The sequence below is a fragment of the Duganella sp. CF458 genome (assembly GCF_900113115.1).
Lineage (GTDB): Bacteria > Pseudomonadota > Gammaproteobacteria > Burkholderiales > Burkholderiaceae_D > Rugamonas.
Genome location: NZ_FOOF01000005.1, coordinates 69,067 through 82,985, shown reverse-complemented (window position 1 = coordinate 82,985; position 13,919 = coordinate 69,067). Strand labels below are relative to the sequence as shown.

The following is a 13,919-nucleotide window of genomic DNA, read 5'->3' as shown; positions in this document are numbered from 1 at the left end:
GACCCTAGCCATGGCCTATAAAACTATCCTGGTGCATGTGGATGAAGCCCCCCATAGCGCAGCGCGCATCCTGCTGGCGGGCGAACTGGCGCTGCAGGAAGGCGCCCACGTGGTGGGTGTCGCCACCACCGGCATTTCGCGCTTCCTGTACCAGAACGAAACGGTGGACGACAACGATCCCAACCTGGCGCGCCACCTCGACATCTTGCGCGAGCGCGCCGGCCATGCGCTGGCCGACTTCGCACCGCGCCTGCAGGCACTGGGCGTGCAATCGTTCGAACAGCGCATCCTCGACGATGAACCGGCCGCCGGCCTGAGCCTGATGGCGCGCCATGCCGACCTGCTCATTGTCGGCCAGCTCGATCCGCGCGGACGCGGCCCCGACGTGCCGGCCGAAGTGCTGGCCGGCAGCGGCAAACCGGTACTGGTGATGCCGTTCGCGGCGCGCACCTGGTCGGCCATTGCCGTCGGCAGCGATGGCGTGGCCAGCCCGGGTGGCCCGGCGCCGGCGCGCCACATCCTGGTCGGCTGGAATGCCAGCCGTGAAGCCGGCCGGGCGCTGCAGGATGCCCTGCCGCTGCTGCGCCGCGCCGACAGCGTGACCGTGGCCATCTATGACGCCGAGGCCCGCCCCGGCGTATTCGGCGAGCCGCCCGGCACCGACGTGCTGGCCTGGCTGGAGCGGCATGGCGTGATGGCGCAACTGGTACTGGGGCAAAGCGAGCGCCAGGGCATCCTGAAGCGCCCCGGCGATGTGGGCGGACAATTGCTGGCCCTGGCCGGTGAGCGCGCTTGCGATTTACTGGTGATGGGGGCCTACGGCCATTCGCGCTTCCGCGAAACGCTGCTGGGCGGCGTCACGCGCAGCGTGCTCGATGCGGCCACCCTGCCGCTGCTGATGTCGCACTAGGCGCGGCTTCACTCGCCAGCCAGCCACGCCTGGTTGCGGATCTTGGACACCTGGCGCATGGCCAGCCACTTCCAGATCTGCAGCGCATCTTCCTGCTTGCAGCTCATCTGGCGCGGCGTGGCAAGGGCAATCTCGCAATCGCGGTCCGACCACTCCTCGTAGCGCACCGCGCCGTCCTGGCCGACTTCGACCTGGTACATCAGGCCGTCGTCATAGCCGAACTTCAGGGTGGCGCTGCCGGGAATGCCGTCGGGGCCGTGGATCTTGCCGCCGTACACGTCCGACAGTGCCGCCACCAGTTGGGCTTCGGTCGGTGCCGAAACATCGCGGCGGTCCGGCCGCGAAAGGACTACCCATGCCTGTGTCATTGGCCCTCTCCCCCTCAGAACAAAGCGAAAGCTCTTGTGGCAGATGATGTACTGGACGGCACGCCGTGGTCATGATCCACGTCTAGTTCGCTGCTTTTATTGTAGCAACTATCATTCCGAAAATTACTTTTCGCACAGGGGGCGTTTGCTTTCCGCAACAAGCCGGTCAGACAAATTGCGGGGACGATAAGGGATTGAAATCTTTCCAGTCACCGTTCTCGATGATGCCTTCCGCCCGCTCGACTTGTTCGGCGCCCTGCTGGCGCATCAGCGTGAGGGCGCGCGCTTCTTCCGCACCGTCCACCGCCACGGCGACCATCATGCCGGAATGGCGCGGCGGCGGTCCCGACTCATCTTTTTCCTTCATCTCTGAAAAACTGTACAGCGAGCCCACATGCGCCCCGACCAGGCCGCCCAGCACCGGTCCCAGCGGTCCGGTCAGCGGGATGGCCGCCGCCCCGGCGGCCGCGCCGATGGCGGCACCGGTCACCTCGCCCTTGGCCACCGCCGCCGGCGTTTGCTTGGCCCCGGGCGACTCGGCGCGGTCGCCGCCGGTCGGGATCACATTGTGCTGCCCGGGCGGGTTGTTGAAGAAGGTGGTGACGCGACCGGCGTCGAAACCGGCCGCCTTGAACGCTTCGCAAACATCGAGCGCGGTTTCCTGCAATTGGAAATGTCCTGCAATGATCGTGGCCATGGTGTCCTCCCAAAAGCTCCAGCGTGCCGAAGCCTGGCGCTTATGACAGTTAGCTATCGCACGCGCACCTTTTCTATTTCCCGCCGTATAATCACTTCGTCCACACCAGATGCCACTTTGACATGAGTAGCTTCTACAACGAAAGGACTGTCGAGCGCACGGCCATAGCACTGTCCGAACTGCTGGACGGTCACCCCGTTGCGACCTTTGTCATCGACGTCGACCATGTCATCACGCACTGGAACAAGGCTTGCGAACATCTGCTGGGCTGGGGTACGCATGAAATGGTCGGCACGCGCCAGCACTGGCAAGCCTTCTACACCAAGCCGCGCCCGCTGCTGGCCGACTTGATCGTCGACAACATCGACCCCGCCACCGACCGCAATTTCCGCGACAAGTACAAGCCCTCCTCGCTGATCGACGGCGCTTACGAGGAGGAAGACTTCTTCCCCAACCTGGGCGCGGCCGGGCACTGGCTGCAATCGACGGCGGCGCCGTTGCGCGGCAACGACGGCAAGCTGGTCGGCGCGATCCAGAGCCTGCGCGACGTGACCGAGCGGCGCGTGGCGGAAAACGCCCTGCGCCGCGCACACGACAACCTGGAGCAGACCGTGCGCCAGCGCACCGCCCAATTGGCGGAAGACATCCGCCAGCGCCAGAGCGCCGAAGAGGAACTGCGGCGGCGCAATATCGAACTGACCGAGCTCAATGAAACCCTGAGCCGCACCCAGCAGCAACTGGTGCAGTCCGACAAGCTGGCCTCGATCGGCCAGCTGGCGGCCGGCGTGGCGCACGAAATCAATAATCCGATCGGCTATATCTTCTCCAATTTCGGCACCCTGCAAAGCTACCTGGACAGCCTGTTCTGCATGCTGGACGCTTACCAGGAAGCCGAGGCGGCGATCGTCGACCCGGTGGTGGCGGCCCGCCTGCGCGCCATGCGCGACCAGGTCGAACTGGGTTTCCTGCGCACCGATATCCCGACCCTGATGCAGGAGTCAAAGGAAGGCATCGTGCGCGTACGCCACATCGTGCAAGACCTGAAGGACTTCTCGCGCGTCGACAGCCAGCAGGAATGGGTCTGGGCCGACCTGCGCCATGGCATCGACTCCACCCTCAACATCGTCAGCAACGAGATCAAGTACAAGGCCGACGTGGTGCGCGAGTATGGCGAGATCCCGGACATCGAGTGCCTGCCGCTGCAAATCAACCAGGTGGCGATGAACCTGCTGGTCAACGCCGCGCACGCCATCGGCTCGATGCGCGGCCGCATCGAGATCCGCACCGGCTGCGACGGCGAACAGGTCTGGTTCAGCGTTTCCGACAACGGCAGCGGCATCGCGCCGGACAACCTGGGCCGCATCTTCGATCCCTTCTTCACCACCAAGGAAGTCGGCAAGGGTACCGGCCTCGGACTGTCCCTGTCGTATGGCATCGTGCAAAAGCACCATGGCCGGATCGAGGTCGAATCGGTGCTCGGCCAGGGCACCACATTCCGCGTCACCCTCCCCAAGAAGCGTCCTCCCAACGAGCAGAAGGAAGCCACCTCATGATGACCATCCTGTGTGTCGACGACGAGCCGAACATCCTCTCATCGCTGCGCCGCCTGTTCCGCGGCAAAGGCTACGAGGTGCTGACAGCCATCAGCGGCGCACAGGGGCTGGATTTGCTGGAGCAGCAGCCGGTCGACCTGGTGATCTCCGACATGCGCATGCCCGAGATGGATGGCGCCCGCTTCCTGGCCCAGGTGCGCGAACGCTGGCCGAATACCGTGCGCCTGCTGCTGACCGGCTATTCCGACGTGCAGTCGATCCAGGATGCCATCAATTGCGGCGAGATTTACCGCTACATCACCAAGCCCTGGGATGACAACGACATCCTGCTGATCGTGCGCCACGCGCTGGAACGGCACCAGCTCGAACTGGAAAAGCAGCGCCTGGAAGCGCTGACCTTGCAGCAGAACGAGGAGCTGAAGTCGCTCAATACCGGCCTGGAACAGAAGGTCGAAGAGCGCACGCGCCAGCTGAAGGCCAACTTCCTCACCACCATCAAGATCCTGTCCAGCATCGCCGAATCGCGCGGCACCGGCCAGACCGGCCAGACGCGCCAGGTGGCCGACCTGGCGCGCAAAATGGCGACCCAGCTCAAGCTCGACATGAACGAGGTGCAGGACATTTTCATTGCGGCCCTGCTGCACGACCTGGGCCGCATCGGTTTTTCCGATGAAATGCTGCGCACGCCGATGACCATGCTGCAAGGCGCCGACCTGGCGCTGTTCCGCAAGCACCCGGTGTCCGGCGCGCAGCTGCTGATGCCGCTGACCGACATGGCCGGCGTCGCCGCCATCGTGCGCCACCAGATGGAGCGCTTTGACGGCCAGGGCTATCCGGACCGGATGGCCGGCTTTGCGATTCCGATCGGCTCGCGCATCCTGACCCTGGCGATCGACTACTACAACCTGCAGCAAGGCGCCCTGGTGCAGCGCCACCTGCGCCCGGAAGAAGCCAAGTCACTGGTGATGGACGGCAGCGGCAAGCGCTACGACCCGGCGGTGGTGCAAGCCTTCCGCCAGGTGGTCGACGGCGGCGTGCGCGGCGCGGCCGAGAGCAGCGACGTCGAACTGCTGTCCGGCGAACTGGTGCCCGGCATGGTGCTGTCGCGCGACGTGGTCAGCCGCGACGGCCTGATGCTGCTGGCCTCCGACCACGTGCTGAATGACCGCATGATCCAGCAGCTGCAGGATTTCGAAAAGAAGAGCGGCCACCGCCTGCCTATCTGGGTTCAGCGGAGCGCAGCGGCAGCACCACGGTAAACGCCGAACCCTTGCCGGGCCCGGAAATCACATTGATACGGCCGCCGTGCTTGCTGACGGTGCCATACGCCAGGTACAGACCCAGTCCGGTGCCGCTGCCCACCGGCTTGGTGGTGAAGAAGGGGTCGAAGATGCGGCCCAGGTTGTCCGGCGCGATGCCGACGCCATTGTCCTGGATGCGTACCTGTACGGCCTCGCGGTCGGAGCTGGTGACGATGCGGATGATGCCCTGGCCCGGAATGGCCTGGACCGCGTTCAGCAGGAGGTTGCGGAACACCTGGTTCAACTGGCCCGGCAGGACGCGCATCGGCGGCAGCTTGCCGTAATGCTTGTCCACCTTGACCTTGAAGCGCAGTTCGCTGGCCAGCGCGTGCAGCGCGCCGTCCAGGATTTCATGCAGGTCGGCCTGCTGCCATTGGCTGTCGCCCGCTTCGGAAAAGTCTTTCAGCGCCTGCACGATATCGCGCACGCGGCGCAAGCCATCCATCGATTCGCGCAGCAAGGCTGCGGTATCTACCTTCATGAAGTCGAAATCGGCCTGGCTGCGCTGCTCCGCCGTGGCGCTGTGTTCGACCAGTTCGAACAGGGTGTCGGCATAGCTTTTCAGGGTGCCGATATTCGAGGTGACAAAGCCCACCGGGTTGTTGATTTCGTGCGCCACCCCGGCGGCGAGCTGGCCGATCGACGCCATGTTTTGCGCCTGCAGCAGGGTATCTTCCATCTGCTTGCGGTCGGTGATATCGGTCAGTGAACCAATCACCTCCACCGGCGCGCCCTGCTCGTCGCGGATCAGGCGCAGCTGGTCGTGCATCCACAGATAGCGGCCGTCGGCAGTGCGGAAGCGGTATTCATAGGCCTTCTCGCCTTCGGTGAAGATCTGCGCCAGGCTGGAAAAGATGTTCGGCGCGTCGTCGGGATGGATATGGTCGAACCAGAAGTTGGGGTCGGCCACCATGTCTGCCGGCCGGTAGCCCAGCACGTTCAAGGCGTTGGCGCTGACGAAGGTCATCTTGAAGTCGCCGCTCGGCACGGTGCTGTAGATGATGGCCGGGGTGTTGTCGACCAGGTATTTGAGGCGCTGCAGTGGATCGGCCGGTTCGCTGACGCGGGCCGGCGCTTCGCTGGTGATGAAATCGAAGTCTTCGAATTCCATGGCGCTGGGTGGTCCCCCTTACCAATCGGCCCGCGCGAAGGCGCGTACCGGCAAGGACATCGACAGGAAGGCCGGTTCGGGCTCGGGCGGCGGCGGTGCCGGCAGCCAGGCGCGCGGATCGACCCGGTAGTATTTCTGCAGTTCGCCATACAGGGCCGCATGGCGTTCGGCCAGTTGCCAGGGCCGGGTGAAGAAGGTTTCCGTCACCACCGCAAAGAACTCGGCCGGACTGGTCGCGCCGTAGTGGTCCAGCACCCCGTCCTGGCGGCCCAGCCAGGCGGCGTGGCGCAGGTTGGCGTAGTCGCGCGACAGCACTTCCGACCAGCTGCGGTAGCTGTCCGGGCTGCCCAGGTAGGGGGCGCCGTTGGTGCTGCCCGACTCGCTGTCGAGCTGATGGGCAAATTCATGCAGCACGACGTTGTTGGCGCCCTGCCAGTCCAGCGTGCCGCGCTCGACATCGTCCCAGGACAGCACGATGCGGCCGTCGCTCCACGATTCGCCCAGCATCTGCTGGCGCGCCGGCGTGATGACGCCGCCCGCCCCCATTTCGTCGCGCTGGGCGATGAAGGCGCCGGGATAGACCAGGATGGTGTGCAGCGCGCGGTACACCTTGCTCGGCTTGTTCAGCAACAGCAGGCAGGCCTGGGCGGCGATGGTGACGCGCATCTCGTCGCTCACCTCGAGGCCGGCGCAACCGACGAATTTTTTCTGGTGCAGGAATTGCACCACCATGCGCTGTAACTGGCGCTGCAAGTCCGGCGCCAGCTTGCGATAAAACGGAATACCGCGTTCAAGCGCAGCCTGCCCGGCGGCGGCGAGCGGCTTGGCAAGCGCCCGTCGCAAGGCCCAGCGCGGATACACGATCGGCGCCGCGATACCCAGCGCCGTCAAGATAAGCAAAACCCAAGCGTCCATGATGCCGTCCATAACAGAACTCGTTCCGCCACAGATGGGGCTGGTTAATGGCATTTCAACATGCCATCAATGCAAGCTTATCACTGATACGGCTTAGGGCATTGCCTTTTGCATGGAGCCGGGGGCGCCGAACAGGGCCGCTACCAGCGGGTCGCGCTGCACCGGGCCGCGGTTGACGCGGATGGCGTAATGGGTGTCGTCTGCCAGGATATGGAAATGACGGCCATTGCCGGCCATGCTCTGCTCGCGCAGGCTGGGGCGTTCCTTGCGCGGCGGCGCGCCTTCACGCTTGGGCTGGGCGATCGCGGCCAGGAAGGCTTGCACGCGTTCGGCGTCCGGGGTCAGCTGGTAGACAGCCTTGCCCAGGTAAGTCGCCGTGCCTTCTATATAGCGCGCCAGTTCGATCACGCCGGCCTCGCGCAGGTCGCGGATGTATTTACGGGCGCCGGAGGGCGAAAATTTGAGGAACCAGGCGATCTCGTCGGCCAGCATTTCATGGTTTTGCAGTTCCGCCACCAGTTTCTGCATATTTTCGATGCGGCGCAGGGTCGCCGAGGTGGATCGGACGCGCTCGATCGGCGCTAGCGACAGGGCTTTGCGCTCCGTCATAGGACCGGGGCGCTCGACCAGCGCCAGGCGTGGACGGGACGGTACCGCCGGCAATGGTGCCGGCAGCTCTGCGGTAGCTTCGATTTCGAGGCCATGGGACGATTCTCTGATAGCGTGCATTTGAACACTCCTTGTAGATGCCAGGGTGGATTCGCAGGCTCCAGAGTGCCCGCCTGCGACTCATCGGTCTGTGCGGCAACGAACATACAAACGCACAAATATTGGCAGACTGCCAATTTTCATTGCGTCACAGGCTTAGACCAGGGTTTCCTGTGTGTGTTCCCGAACAGAGCGCACACCCGACAGCGACCTATGCTGGAGCCGGCATCAACCAACCAGAGAGGAACGACCATGAAATATCCAGTCCTGCTTGCAGCCCTGGCCCTGGTGGGCCTGACCGCCTGCGAAAAGACCGTCACCAACAACCCGCCGCCGGCCGTCGAGCCGGCACCGCCACCCGCCGTCGTGCCAGGGCCTCCGGGGCCGGCCGGCCCAGCGGGTGAACCGGGTACGCCCGGCGCCCCCGGCCCGCAAGGCGAGCCCGGCAAGGCCGGCGACACCGTGATCGTGCAGCCGCAGACCCCGCCACCCGAGCCTGAAAAGAAATAGTCAGCTTGTCAACCAAGCGCCGCCTATGCCCGTTTAGGTGGCGCTTGAGCAAAATTTCAATAGTGAATTAAGCTTCATGTTGCAGAAATGCCACATACTTGCTACACTTCCAAGCAAAATGTGCGCTAGCGCACTGATACTGGCGAGTAACACCGCCTAAACTGAACCCACAGCAATGCATCACCGCTGGGAAAGAGAGTCGCGCAACTTTTTTTTTGCGACTTGCTACTCAAACAACGGGAGTTTTCTAGTGAATAAGATTAAGAATATCGCCATCGCCGCTGCGATGTTGTCGGCTTCGTTCGCCGCTTCGGCGCAGGACACCCTGCTCAACCAAAACTGGTACGTCGGCGCTGGCGCTGGCGTGATCCGCCCTGACAGCGCTTGGGGCATCGACAAGGACGACGCCGCCTACGGCCTGAAATTGGGCAAGGCCCTGAACGACAAGTGGGACCTGCAATTCAACGCCACCCAGGGCTCGGTCAAGGAAAACGGCGCGCGCTACGGGCAGAAAACCCTGGGCGTTGACGGCCTGTACCTGTTCTCCCGCAAATCCGTGCGTCCATTCCTGCTGGTCGGTACCGGCGTGGAACGCGACGTGTTCACCGCAGCCAACAGCGTAGCCGAGCCGAAGCGCAATTCGCCATTCGTCTCCGTCGGCCTGGGCGTGCAAGCGAACATCACCGAGCGCCTGTTCCTGCAAGCTGACCTGCGCAATGTGCACGGCTTCATCCGCGGCAACGAGTTCAACAACTCGAAAGCGGACAACAAGTACCTGATGTTCTCGTTGAACTACCTGCTGGGCGCCGCGCCTCAGCCGGCACCAGCGCCGGTGGTCGCGCCAGTGGTCGCACCTGAGCCAGCGCCAGTCGCGCCGGTGGTCGCGCCAGTGGCTCCGCCGCCACCAGCACCGAAGTTCGAAAAAGTGACCATGGCCGCCAACGAACTGTTCGCCTTCGACAGCGCCAACCTGGCACCGGATCAGCCTAAGCTGGACGACATGGCCAAGCTGCTCAACGAAGACAAATCGGTCAACAACGTGGTCATCACCGGCCACACCGACCGCCTGGGTTCCGACAAGTACAACCAGAAGCTGTCCGAGCGCCGTGCCGAAGCCGTCAAGGCTTACCTGGTCAGCAAAGGTGTGGACGGTTCCCGCCTGAGCGCACAAGGCAAGGGCAAGTCCCAGCCAGTGGTCCAGTGCAACGACAAGAAGATGAAGCGTCCAGACCTGATCAAGTGCCTGGAACCAAATCGTCGCGTCGATATCGACCAGGTGACCGCGGAACGCCGCGTCAAGTAATCCCTGCCAGCGCAGTCTGAAAAGGAGCCTTCGGGCTCCTTTTGTATTTGTGGCCCGGCGCACGGTCAGCCTGGCGGCACTGGCGTAAGCTGAACCCATGAGTTGGAGACGTTTTCCCCACATCGCCAAAAAGCTGCCCGCCGTTGGCTGGTGCGCCATCACCGAATGGCTCGAGCACCGCGCCAGCAGCAAGGGCGCGGCCCTCGCCTTCTACACCCTGTTTTCGCTGGCGCCGATCCTGGTGCTGGTGATCGCCATTGCCGGCCTGTTCTACGGCAAAGAGGCGGCGCAGGGCGAATTGTTCTTCCAGTTGCGCGGCCTGGTCGGCAGCCAGGGCGCGCAAGCGATCCAGTTGATCCTGTCCGGCGCCACCAATGAAACGCAGGGCGTGATCGCCACCATCATCGCCGGCGCCCTGCTGTTGTTCGGCGCCACCAGCGTGTTTACCGAACTGAAAGGCAGCCTCGACGAAATCTGGCAACTGCCGCCCTCGGCCAGCAGCGGCATCTGGGATACCGTGCGCACGCGCCTGCTGTCGTTCGGCATGGTGCTGGTGCTGGGCTTCCTGCTGCTGGTATCGCTGGTGGTCAGCGCCGCCCTCGCTTTCGTCGAGAAACGAATGGGCGCCTATTGGCAGGATGCCGCGTTGCTGCTGACCATCCTCAACCAGGTGATCAGCTTCTGCGTGATTTCCGCCCTGTTTGGGGTGATCTACAAGATGCTGCCGCGCGTCAAACTGTCCTGGCGCGACGTGGTGATCGGCGCCTTGGGCACCGCCGCCCTGTTCACGCTCGGTAAGTACGCGATCGGCGTCTACATCGGCAACAGCGGCGTGACCGACAGCTTCGGTGCCGCCGGTTCCCTGATCGCCGTGCTGCTGTGGGTTTACTACTCGGCCCAGGTATTCTTCCTCGGCGCCGAATTCGCGCGCCAATATGCGCTGCAGCTGGGCAGCCTGCGGCACCGGCACTAGTCTCACTCGCCAAGCAGTTCGGCGACCACCTCCATGCCTTCCACTTTTTCGGCGACGACCTTGACGATCACCACCACCGGCACGCCCAGCAGCAAGCCCCACACGCCCCACAGCCAGCCCCAGAACAGCAGGCTGACGAACACGGCGGCGGCATTCATGCGCGCGATGCGGCCAGTCATCCAGGTGGCGATGACGGTGCCGACCAGGGTGGCAATGGCGATCGAGGCGAGCGACACCAGCGCCACCATCTGCAGCGATTCCGATTGCAGGTAAGAGGCGACGCTGAGCGCGCACACGATCAGCAGCGGCCCGAAATACGGCATCAGGTGCAGCAGGCCGGCCACGATGGCCCAGGCCCCCGCGTTTTCCAGGCCGATGAAATGCAGGGCCAGCCACATCAGCAGCGCCAGCAGCACATTGGTCACCAGCAGCATGAACATATAGCCCTGGATCGAGCTGTTGATCTCGTCGAGGATTTGCAGCGTGACCTTCTTGCGCGTGAGCGAGGGGCCGGCCAGCTTGACCAGCTTGCGTTTGAAGGTGTCGCCGGAGAGCAACAGGAAAAACACCAGGAACACCACCATGGTGGCCTGGCTCAGGAAGGACAGCAGGCCGCGCGAGCCGGCCCAGACCCAGTCGATCACCTTGATGTGGCCGCCCTCCTGCGTCACCACCGCCACCGATTTGCGCGGCGGCGTGGCCGGCCGGCCGGCGGTGGCTTGCTCGATCTGGGTGGCGACGTCCTGGATGCGCTTCAGCGTGCTGTCCTTGCCGCCGGTGGTGCTGGCCACCAGGCGCGACAGCTTGCGGCCGGCATCCGGCAGTTCTTCGATGATGTTGGAAAATTCGAGATGCACCTGTTCCGCCGTCACCGCACCGCCCAGCAGGATGGCGAAGGTGACCAGCGCGGTGCCCAGCGCACGCCGTATACGCACGCGCTCCAGCCAGGCCACCAGCGGATTGAGCGTGTAGGCCAGCAGGATGCCGAGCAGCAGGGGCACGAGGAAGCCCCGGCCCCACTGCAAGGCGTACAGGAAGGCGACGGTGGCAATGATGGTCTGCGCCAGGCGCATGAACCTTGCCAGCCGCGTTTATTTGACGCGGATGTCGTTCTTGACTTCTTTGACACCTTTCACGCCGCGCGCGATTTCACCGGCGCGGGTGATGTCGGCAGGCTGGGCGACGAAGCCGCTCAGCTGCACGGTGCCTTTGAAGGTTTCGACATTGATTTCAGTCGACTTCAGCGTTGGCTCGTTGAAGATGCTGGCCTTGACCTTGGTGGTCAGCGCGGCATCGTCGATGTACTCGCCGGCACTTTCCTTGGTGGGAGTCGAGGCGCAGCCAGCCAGGCTGAGGGTGGATGCAACGAACACGGCAGTAGCGAATTGTTGTGCGAATTTCATGGCGCTTCTCCTATGTGTGGTGGGTGTTCCGGGCACTAGTGTCCAGCTAACAAGCCCGGCGTTCTGTTCGCTGGCGAACATTGTGCGGGATCGCACAGACGAGCACGGGGGGCCAGCCCTAAGCTGCGCCTAATCCCACCCACAGGAGGATCTGTTATGAAACCGACTGTATCCCTTGCAGCGATGATGGTGGCAGTGGCCGCTCTGACGGCCGGCTGCGCCAGCAATTCATCCTATCCCCAGTCCACCGATTATTCCTCGCAGGCTGATATCTCGACGTATGGCACGGTGGACTCGATCCGCGTGGTGCGCGTCGACCCGGCCACCAGCGGGGCCGGCGCGGTCGCCGGCGGCTTGCTGGGCGCCCTGGCCGGCAGCCAGATCGGCTCCGGTTCCGGCCGTACCGCGGCGACCGCCGCCGGTGCGATTGGCGGTGCCGTGATCGGCAACCGCGTCGAAGACAGCCGCAACATGCCACGCGACGTGTACCAGGTCAGCGTGCGCCTGGATAACGGCGACTACCGTACCGTCAACCAGGACAGCGCGTACGACCTGCGGGTCGGCACGCGCGTGCGCGTGGTCGATGGCCGGGTCTATCGTTATTAACGGGAGGCTGCCATGTCCACCATCCTGCTGATCGTGCTGGTGCTGCTGGTGATTGGCGCCCTGCCGACCTGGCCGCATAGCCGCAACTGGGGCTACGCCCCGAGCGGCGTGGCCGGCCTGATTGTTGTCGTTCTGCTCATCCTGCTGCTGACCGGCAGGCTGTAGCGAAGGAGCCCATCATGAAAATGTTGATTGGTGCTGCCGCGCTGGCCCTGTGCGGGCTGGCCGCTGCCCAGGTCACGCCGCCTGAAGTGGCACGGCAGCAACAGCAAGAACTGCGGCGCGGCGATCCGCCGCGCTGGACCAGGCCGGACCGCACCGAAGCGGCCCAGCTAGCCACGCTGCGCAAGGAAATCAATGCAGCCCTGCGGGAAGCCCTGGAAGCCTGCAAGCAGCAAGGGGCTGGCGCAACCAGCGACTGCGCGCAGGACGCGCACAGCATCGCCCGCGCGGACCTGGCCAACGCCCGCCAGATCCACCTGGCCACGCGCGACATGTCGCGTACCTACGAAACCAGTGGCAAATAGGCAAGCGGCCTGCCCTCGCATCATAAAAAATCATCCTGACCTGTGCAGGTCAGGTATGATGCGAGCATGCCACATGCATACCAATTACAAAGAGAGCAACACCGGGCCAGCACCGTCCAACGGTTGGGCATCGGCCTTGAGCTCTACGACCGCTATACCGCACTGAGCGCCCCGCACGTGACCCCGGTCCACGTGCGCAAGGGCACGATGCTGCAGGAGGCCGGCACGCGCGCCACCCACTACTACTGGATTGCCAGCGGCGTGGCGCGGCGCGGCCATATTTCCTTGGCCGGCGAAGACTTGACGCTGGGCTTCATCACCGAAGGCGAAAACACCGGTTCGCACAGCGATATGATGGGCGGCCTGCAGGGTGAACCCGCGCTGGAATTCTTTGTGGCGGAAACCGCGGTCGCGGCCTGGCGCATCGACTGGATGGCCATGCAGCGCCACAAGGCCGAGCATGGCTTCGTGCACGAGTATTACCTGAAGATTATCGAGTGCAGCATCCGCCGCTATGCGGCCAACCTGCAGATCCGCAGCCACACTACGGCGGAAGCGCGGCTGGAAGCGTTCCGCGGCCAGTTCCCCGGCCTGGAGCAACGCATTACCCAGCGCGCGCTGGCTTCTTACCTCGGCATTACCACGCAGTACATGTCGCGCCTGCGCAAGACGCCCTAAGCTTCCGGCTTGCGGCGCATCAGCCACCAGGCGCCGAGCGCTGCCAGCACCCCGGCCGCCGCGGCCGGCTTCCATAGGCGCTTGCGGGCAAGCCACGAACCCAGCGTCACCGCATACGGCAGCACCGTCTTGAAGTTGATGCCGGACAAGCCGCCGCCCTGGCCGATGAAAGCGCCCAGGCGCGACTGCAGCGTACCGATCGCCTGGTCCACGGCGCCATGCAGCAAGGCTTGCGGCTGCAGGGCGTGGATCACTTCATGCTTGGCGCGCAGCGCGCTGAGGCGGTACAACTCCCCTTCCCGCACCAGCCTTTCCTTGGCCACGGCGAGCGCCTGTAATTCCTGTCTGGACGCCAT

The 13,919-nt window shown here is 64.1% G+C and carries 18 protein-coding genes; 10 read left to right on the top strand and 8 right to left on the bottom strand.

Features of this window, described 5'->3' with window-relative positions; all coding sequences use genetic code 11:
* The first annotated feature begins 10 nt into the window (after positions 1-10).
* Complete coding sequence (locus BM269_RS09145; RefSeq protein WP_090436717.1) at positions 11-910, top strand: universal stress protein; 900 nt, start codon at positions 11-13, stop codon at positions 908-910.
* 8 nt (positions 911-918) lie between these two features.
* On the opposite strand, the gene BM269_RS09140 is transcribed toward BM269_RS09145, so the two are convergent.
* Together BM269_RS09140 and BM269_RS09135 are read right to left on the bottom strand one after the other, a co-directional pair.
* The gene (locus BM269_RS09140) at positions 919-1,278 is read right to left on the bottom strand and encodes a hypothetical protein (RefSeq protein ID WP_090436716.1); all 360 of its coding nucleotides are present in this window, start codon (positions 1,276-1,278) and stop codon (positions 919-921) included.
* A gap of 166 nt (positions 1,279-1,444) precedes the next feature.
* The gene (locus BM269_RS09135; protein ID WP_090436715.1) at positions 1,445-1,975 is read right to left on the bottom strand and encodes a hypothetical protein; all 531 of its coding nucleotides are present in this window, start codon (positions 1,973-1,975) and stop codon (positions 1,445-1,447) included.
* A 122-nt stretch (positions 1,976-2,097) separates the two neighbouring features.
* Between BM269_RS09135 and BM269_RS09130 the strand changes: the two genes are divergently transcribed.
* Positions 2,098-3,528 carry an ATP-binding protein gene (locus BM269_RS09130; RefSeq protein ID WP_090436714.1) on the top strand — a complete coding sequence of 477 codons (1,431 nt, stop codon included), beginning with the start codon at positions 2,098-2,100 and terminating at the stop codon, positions 3,526-3,528.
* Positions 3,525-4,787: a response regulator c-di-GMP phosphodiesterase, NosR family gene (locus BM269_RS09125; protein ID WP_090436713.1), complete on the top strand. Its 1,263-nt coding sequence runs from the start codon at positions 3,525-3,527 to the stop codon at positions 4,785-4,787. Before BM269_RS09130 ends, BM269_RS09125 begins: the two co-directional genes overlap by 4 nt.
* On the opposite strand, the gene BM269_RS09120 is transcribed toward BM269_RS09125, so the two are convergent.
* The 3 genes from BM269_RS09120 to BM269_RS09110 all read right to left on the bottom strand — a co-directional run bounded on the left by BM269_RS09120 (position 4,747) and on the right by BM269_RS09110 (position 7,464).
* Positions 4,747-5,940 (bottom strand): ATP-binding protein, encoded by a 1,194-nt coding sequence (locus tag BM269_RS09120; protein ID WP_090436712.1) that lies wholly within the window; start codon positions 5,938-5,940, stop codon positions 4,747-4,749. The genes BM269_RS09125 and BM269_RS09120 overlap by 41 nt on opposite strands.
* An 18-nt stretch (positions 5,941-5,958) precedes the next feature.
* On the bottom strand, positions 5,959-6,855 hold the full coding sequence (locus BM269_RS09115; RefSeq protein WP_090436943.1) for a M90 family metallopeptidase: 897 nt from the start codon (positions 6,853-6,855) through the stop codon (positions 5,959-5,961).
* A gap of 93 nt (positions 6,856-6,948) precedes the next feature.
* Positions 6,949-7,464, bottom strand: a complete 516-nt coding sequence (locus BM269_RS09110) for a winged helix-turn-helix domain-containing protein (RefSeq protein WP_090436942.1) — start codon at positions 7,462-7,464, stop codon at positions 6,949-6,951.
* Between the two features lie 351 nt (positions 7,465-7,815).
* Between BM269_RS09110 and BM269_RS29385 the strand changes: the two genes are divergently transcribed.
* The 3 genes from BM269_RS29385 to BM269_RS09095 all read left to right on the top strand — a co-directional run bounded on the left by BM269_RS29385 (position 7,816) and on the right by BM269_RS09095 (position 10,349).
* Entirely contained in the window at positions 7,816-8,073 is a 258-nt protein-coding gene (locus BM269_RS29385) for a hypothetical protein (protein ID WP_170860329.1), read from the top strand.
* A gap of 250 nt (positions 8,074-8,323) precedes the next feature.
* Positions 8,324-9,376, top strand: a complete 1,053-nt coding sequence (locus BM269_RS09100) for an OmpA family protein (RefSeq protein ID WP_090436711.1) — start codon at positions 8,324-8,326, stop codon at positions 9,374-9,376.
* A gap of 97 nt (positions 9,377-9,473) precedes the next feature.
* Positions 9,474-10,349, top strand: coding sequence for a YihY/virulence factor BrkB family protein (locus BM269_RS09095; RefSeq protein ID WP_090436710.1), 876 nt, complete (start codon positions 9,474-9,476; stop codon positions 10,347-10,349).
* A gap of 2 nt (positions 10,350-10,351) precedes the next feature.
* Here the strand turns inward: BM269_RS09095 and BM269_RS09090 are convergent, their stop codons facing one another.
* Both BM269_RS09090 and BM269_RS09085 read right to left on the bottom strand, forming a co-directional pair.
* Positions 10,352-11,422: an AI-2E family transporter gene (locus BM269_RS09090; RefSeq protein WP_090436709.1), complete on the bottom strand. Its 1,071-nt coding sequence runs from the start codon at positions 11,420-11,422 to the stop codon at positions 10,352-10,354.
* Between the two features lie 18 nt (positions 11,423-11,440).
* Positions 11,441-11,752 (bottom strand): BON domain-containing protein, encoded by a 312-nt coding sequence (locus BM269_RS09085; protein WP_090436708.1) that lies wholly within the window; start codon positions 11,750-11,752, stop codon positions 11,441-11,443.
* Between the two features lie 156 nt (positions 11,753-11,908).
* Here BM269_RS09085 and BM269_RS09080 point away from each other — a divergent pair, with 156 nt between their 5' ends.
* The 4 genes from BM269_RS09080 to BM269_RS09065 all read left to right on the top strand — a co-directional run bounded on the left by BM269_RS09080 (position 11,909) and on the right by BM269_RS09065 (position 13,563).
* Entirely contained in the window at positions 11,909-12,358 is a 450-nt protein-coding gene (locus BM269_RS09080; protein WP_090436707.1) for a glycine zipper 2TM domain-containing protein, read from the top strand.
* 12 nt (positions 12,359-12,370) lie between these two features.
* Positions 12,371-12,523, top strand: a complete 153-nt coding sequence (locus BM269_RS09075; protein ID WP_090436706.1) for a DUF3309 domain-containing protein — start codon at positions 12,371-12,373, stop codon at positions 12,521-12,523.
* Between the two features lie 14 nt (positions 12,524-12,537).
* Positions 12,538-12,885, top strand: a complete 348-nt coding sequence (locus tag BM269_RS09070) for a hypothetical protein (protein WP_090436705.1) — start codon at positions 12,538-12,540, stop codon at positions 12,883-12,885.
* 66 nt (positions 12,886-12,951) lie between these two features.
* A complete protein-coding gene (locus BM269_RS09065) occupies positions 12,952-13,563 on the top strand; it encodes a Crp/Fnr family transcriptional regulator (protein ID WP_139232700.1) in 612 nt (203 codons plus the stop codon).
* Here the strand turns inward: BM269_RS09065 and BM269_RS09060 are convergent.
* A complete protein-coding gene (locus BM269_RS09060; protein WP_090436703.1) occupies positions 13,560-13,919 on the bottom strand; it encodes a hypothetical protein in 360 nt (119 codons plus the stop codon). The two genes, BM269_RS09065 and BM269_RS09060, sit on opposite strands and share 4 nt — an antisense overlap.

What these genes read in the sequence shown, in the direction of transcription:
- BM269_RS09145 (WP_090436717.1), top strand. Translation starts at nt 11, where the DNA reads ATGGCCTATAAAACTATCCTGGTGCATGTGGATGAAGCCCCCCATAGC.
- BM269_RS09140 (WP_090436716.1), bottom strand. Translation starts at nt 1,278, where the DNA reads ATGACACAGGCATGGGTAGTCCTTTCGCGGCCGGACCGCCGCGATGTT.
- BM269_RS09135 (WP_090436715.1), bottom strand. Translation starts at nt 1,975, where the DNA reads ATGGCCACGATCATTGCAGGACATTTCCAATTGCAGGAAACCGCGCTC.
- BM269_RS09130 (WP_090436714.1), top strand. Translation starts at nt 2,098, where the DNA reads ATGAGTAGCTTCTACAACGAAAGGACTGTCGAGCGCACGGCCATAGCA.
- BM269_RS09125 (WP_090436713.1), top strand. Translation starts at nt 3,525, where the DNA reads ATGATGACCATCCTGTGTGTCGACGACGAGCCGAACATCCTCTCATCG.
- BM269_RS09120 (WP_090436712.1), bottom strand. Translation starts at nt 5,940, where the DNA reads ATGGAATTCGAAGACTTCGATTTCATCACCAGCGAAGCGCCGGCCCGC.
- BM269_RS09115 (WP_090436943.1), bottom strand. Translation starts at nt 6,855, where the DNA reads ATGGACGCTTGGGTTTTGCTTATCTTGACGGCGCTGGGTATCGCGGCG.
- BM269_RS09110 (WP_090436942.1), bottom strand. Translation starts at nt 7,464, where the DNA reads ATGACGGAGCGCAAAGCCCTGTCGCTAGCGCCGATCGAGCGCGTCCGA.
- BM269_RS29385 (WP_170860329.1), top strand. Translation starts at nt 7,816, where the DNA reads ATGAAATATCCAGTCCTGCTTGCAGCCCTGGCCCTGGTGGGCCTGACC.
- BM269_RS09095 (WP_090436710.1), top strand. Translation starts at nt 9,474, where the DNA reads ATGAGTTGGAGACGTTTTCCCCACATCGCCAAAAAGCTGCCCGCCGTT.
- BM269_RS09090 (WP_090436709.1), bottom strand. Translation starts at nt 11,422, where the DNA reads ATGCGCCTGGCGCAGACCATCATTGCCACCGTCGCCTTCCTGTACGCC.
- BM269_RS09085 (WP_090436708.1), bottom strand. Translation starts at nt 11,752, where the DNA reads ATGAAATTCGCACAACAATTCGCTACTGCCGTGTTCGTTGCATCCACC.
- BM269_RS09080 (WP_090436707.1), top strand. Translation starts at nt 11,909, where the DNA reads ATGAAACCGACTGTATCCCTTGCAGCGATGATGGTGGCAGTGGCCGCT.
- BM269_RS09075 (WP_090436706.1), top strand. Translation starts at nt 12,371, where the DNA reads ATGTCCACCATCCTGCTGATCGTGCTGGTGCTGCTGGTGATTGGCGCC.
- BM269_RS09070 (WP_090436705.1), top strand. Translation starts at nt 12,538, where the DNA reads ATGAAAATGTTGATTGGTGCTGCCGCGCTGGCCCTGTGCGGGCTGGCC.
- BM269_RS09065 (WP_139232700.1), top strand. Translation starts at nt 12,952, where the DNA reads ATGCCACATGCATACCAATTACAAAGAGAGCAACACCGGGCCAGCACC.
- BM269_RS09060 (WP_090436703.1), bottom strand. Translation starts at nt 13,919, where the DNA reads ATGGCGTCCAGACAGGAATTACAGGCGCTCGCCGTGGCCAAGGAAAGG.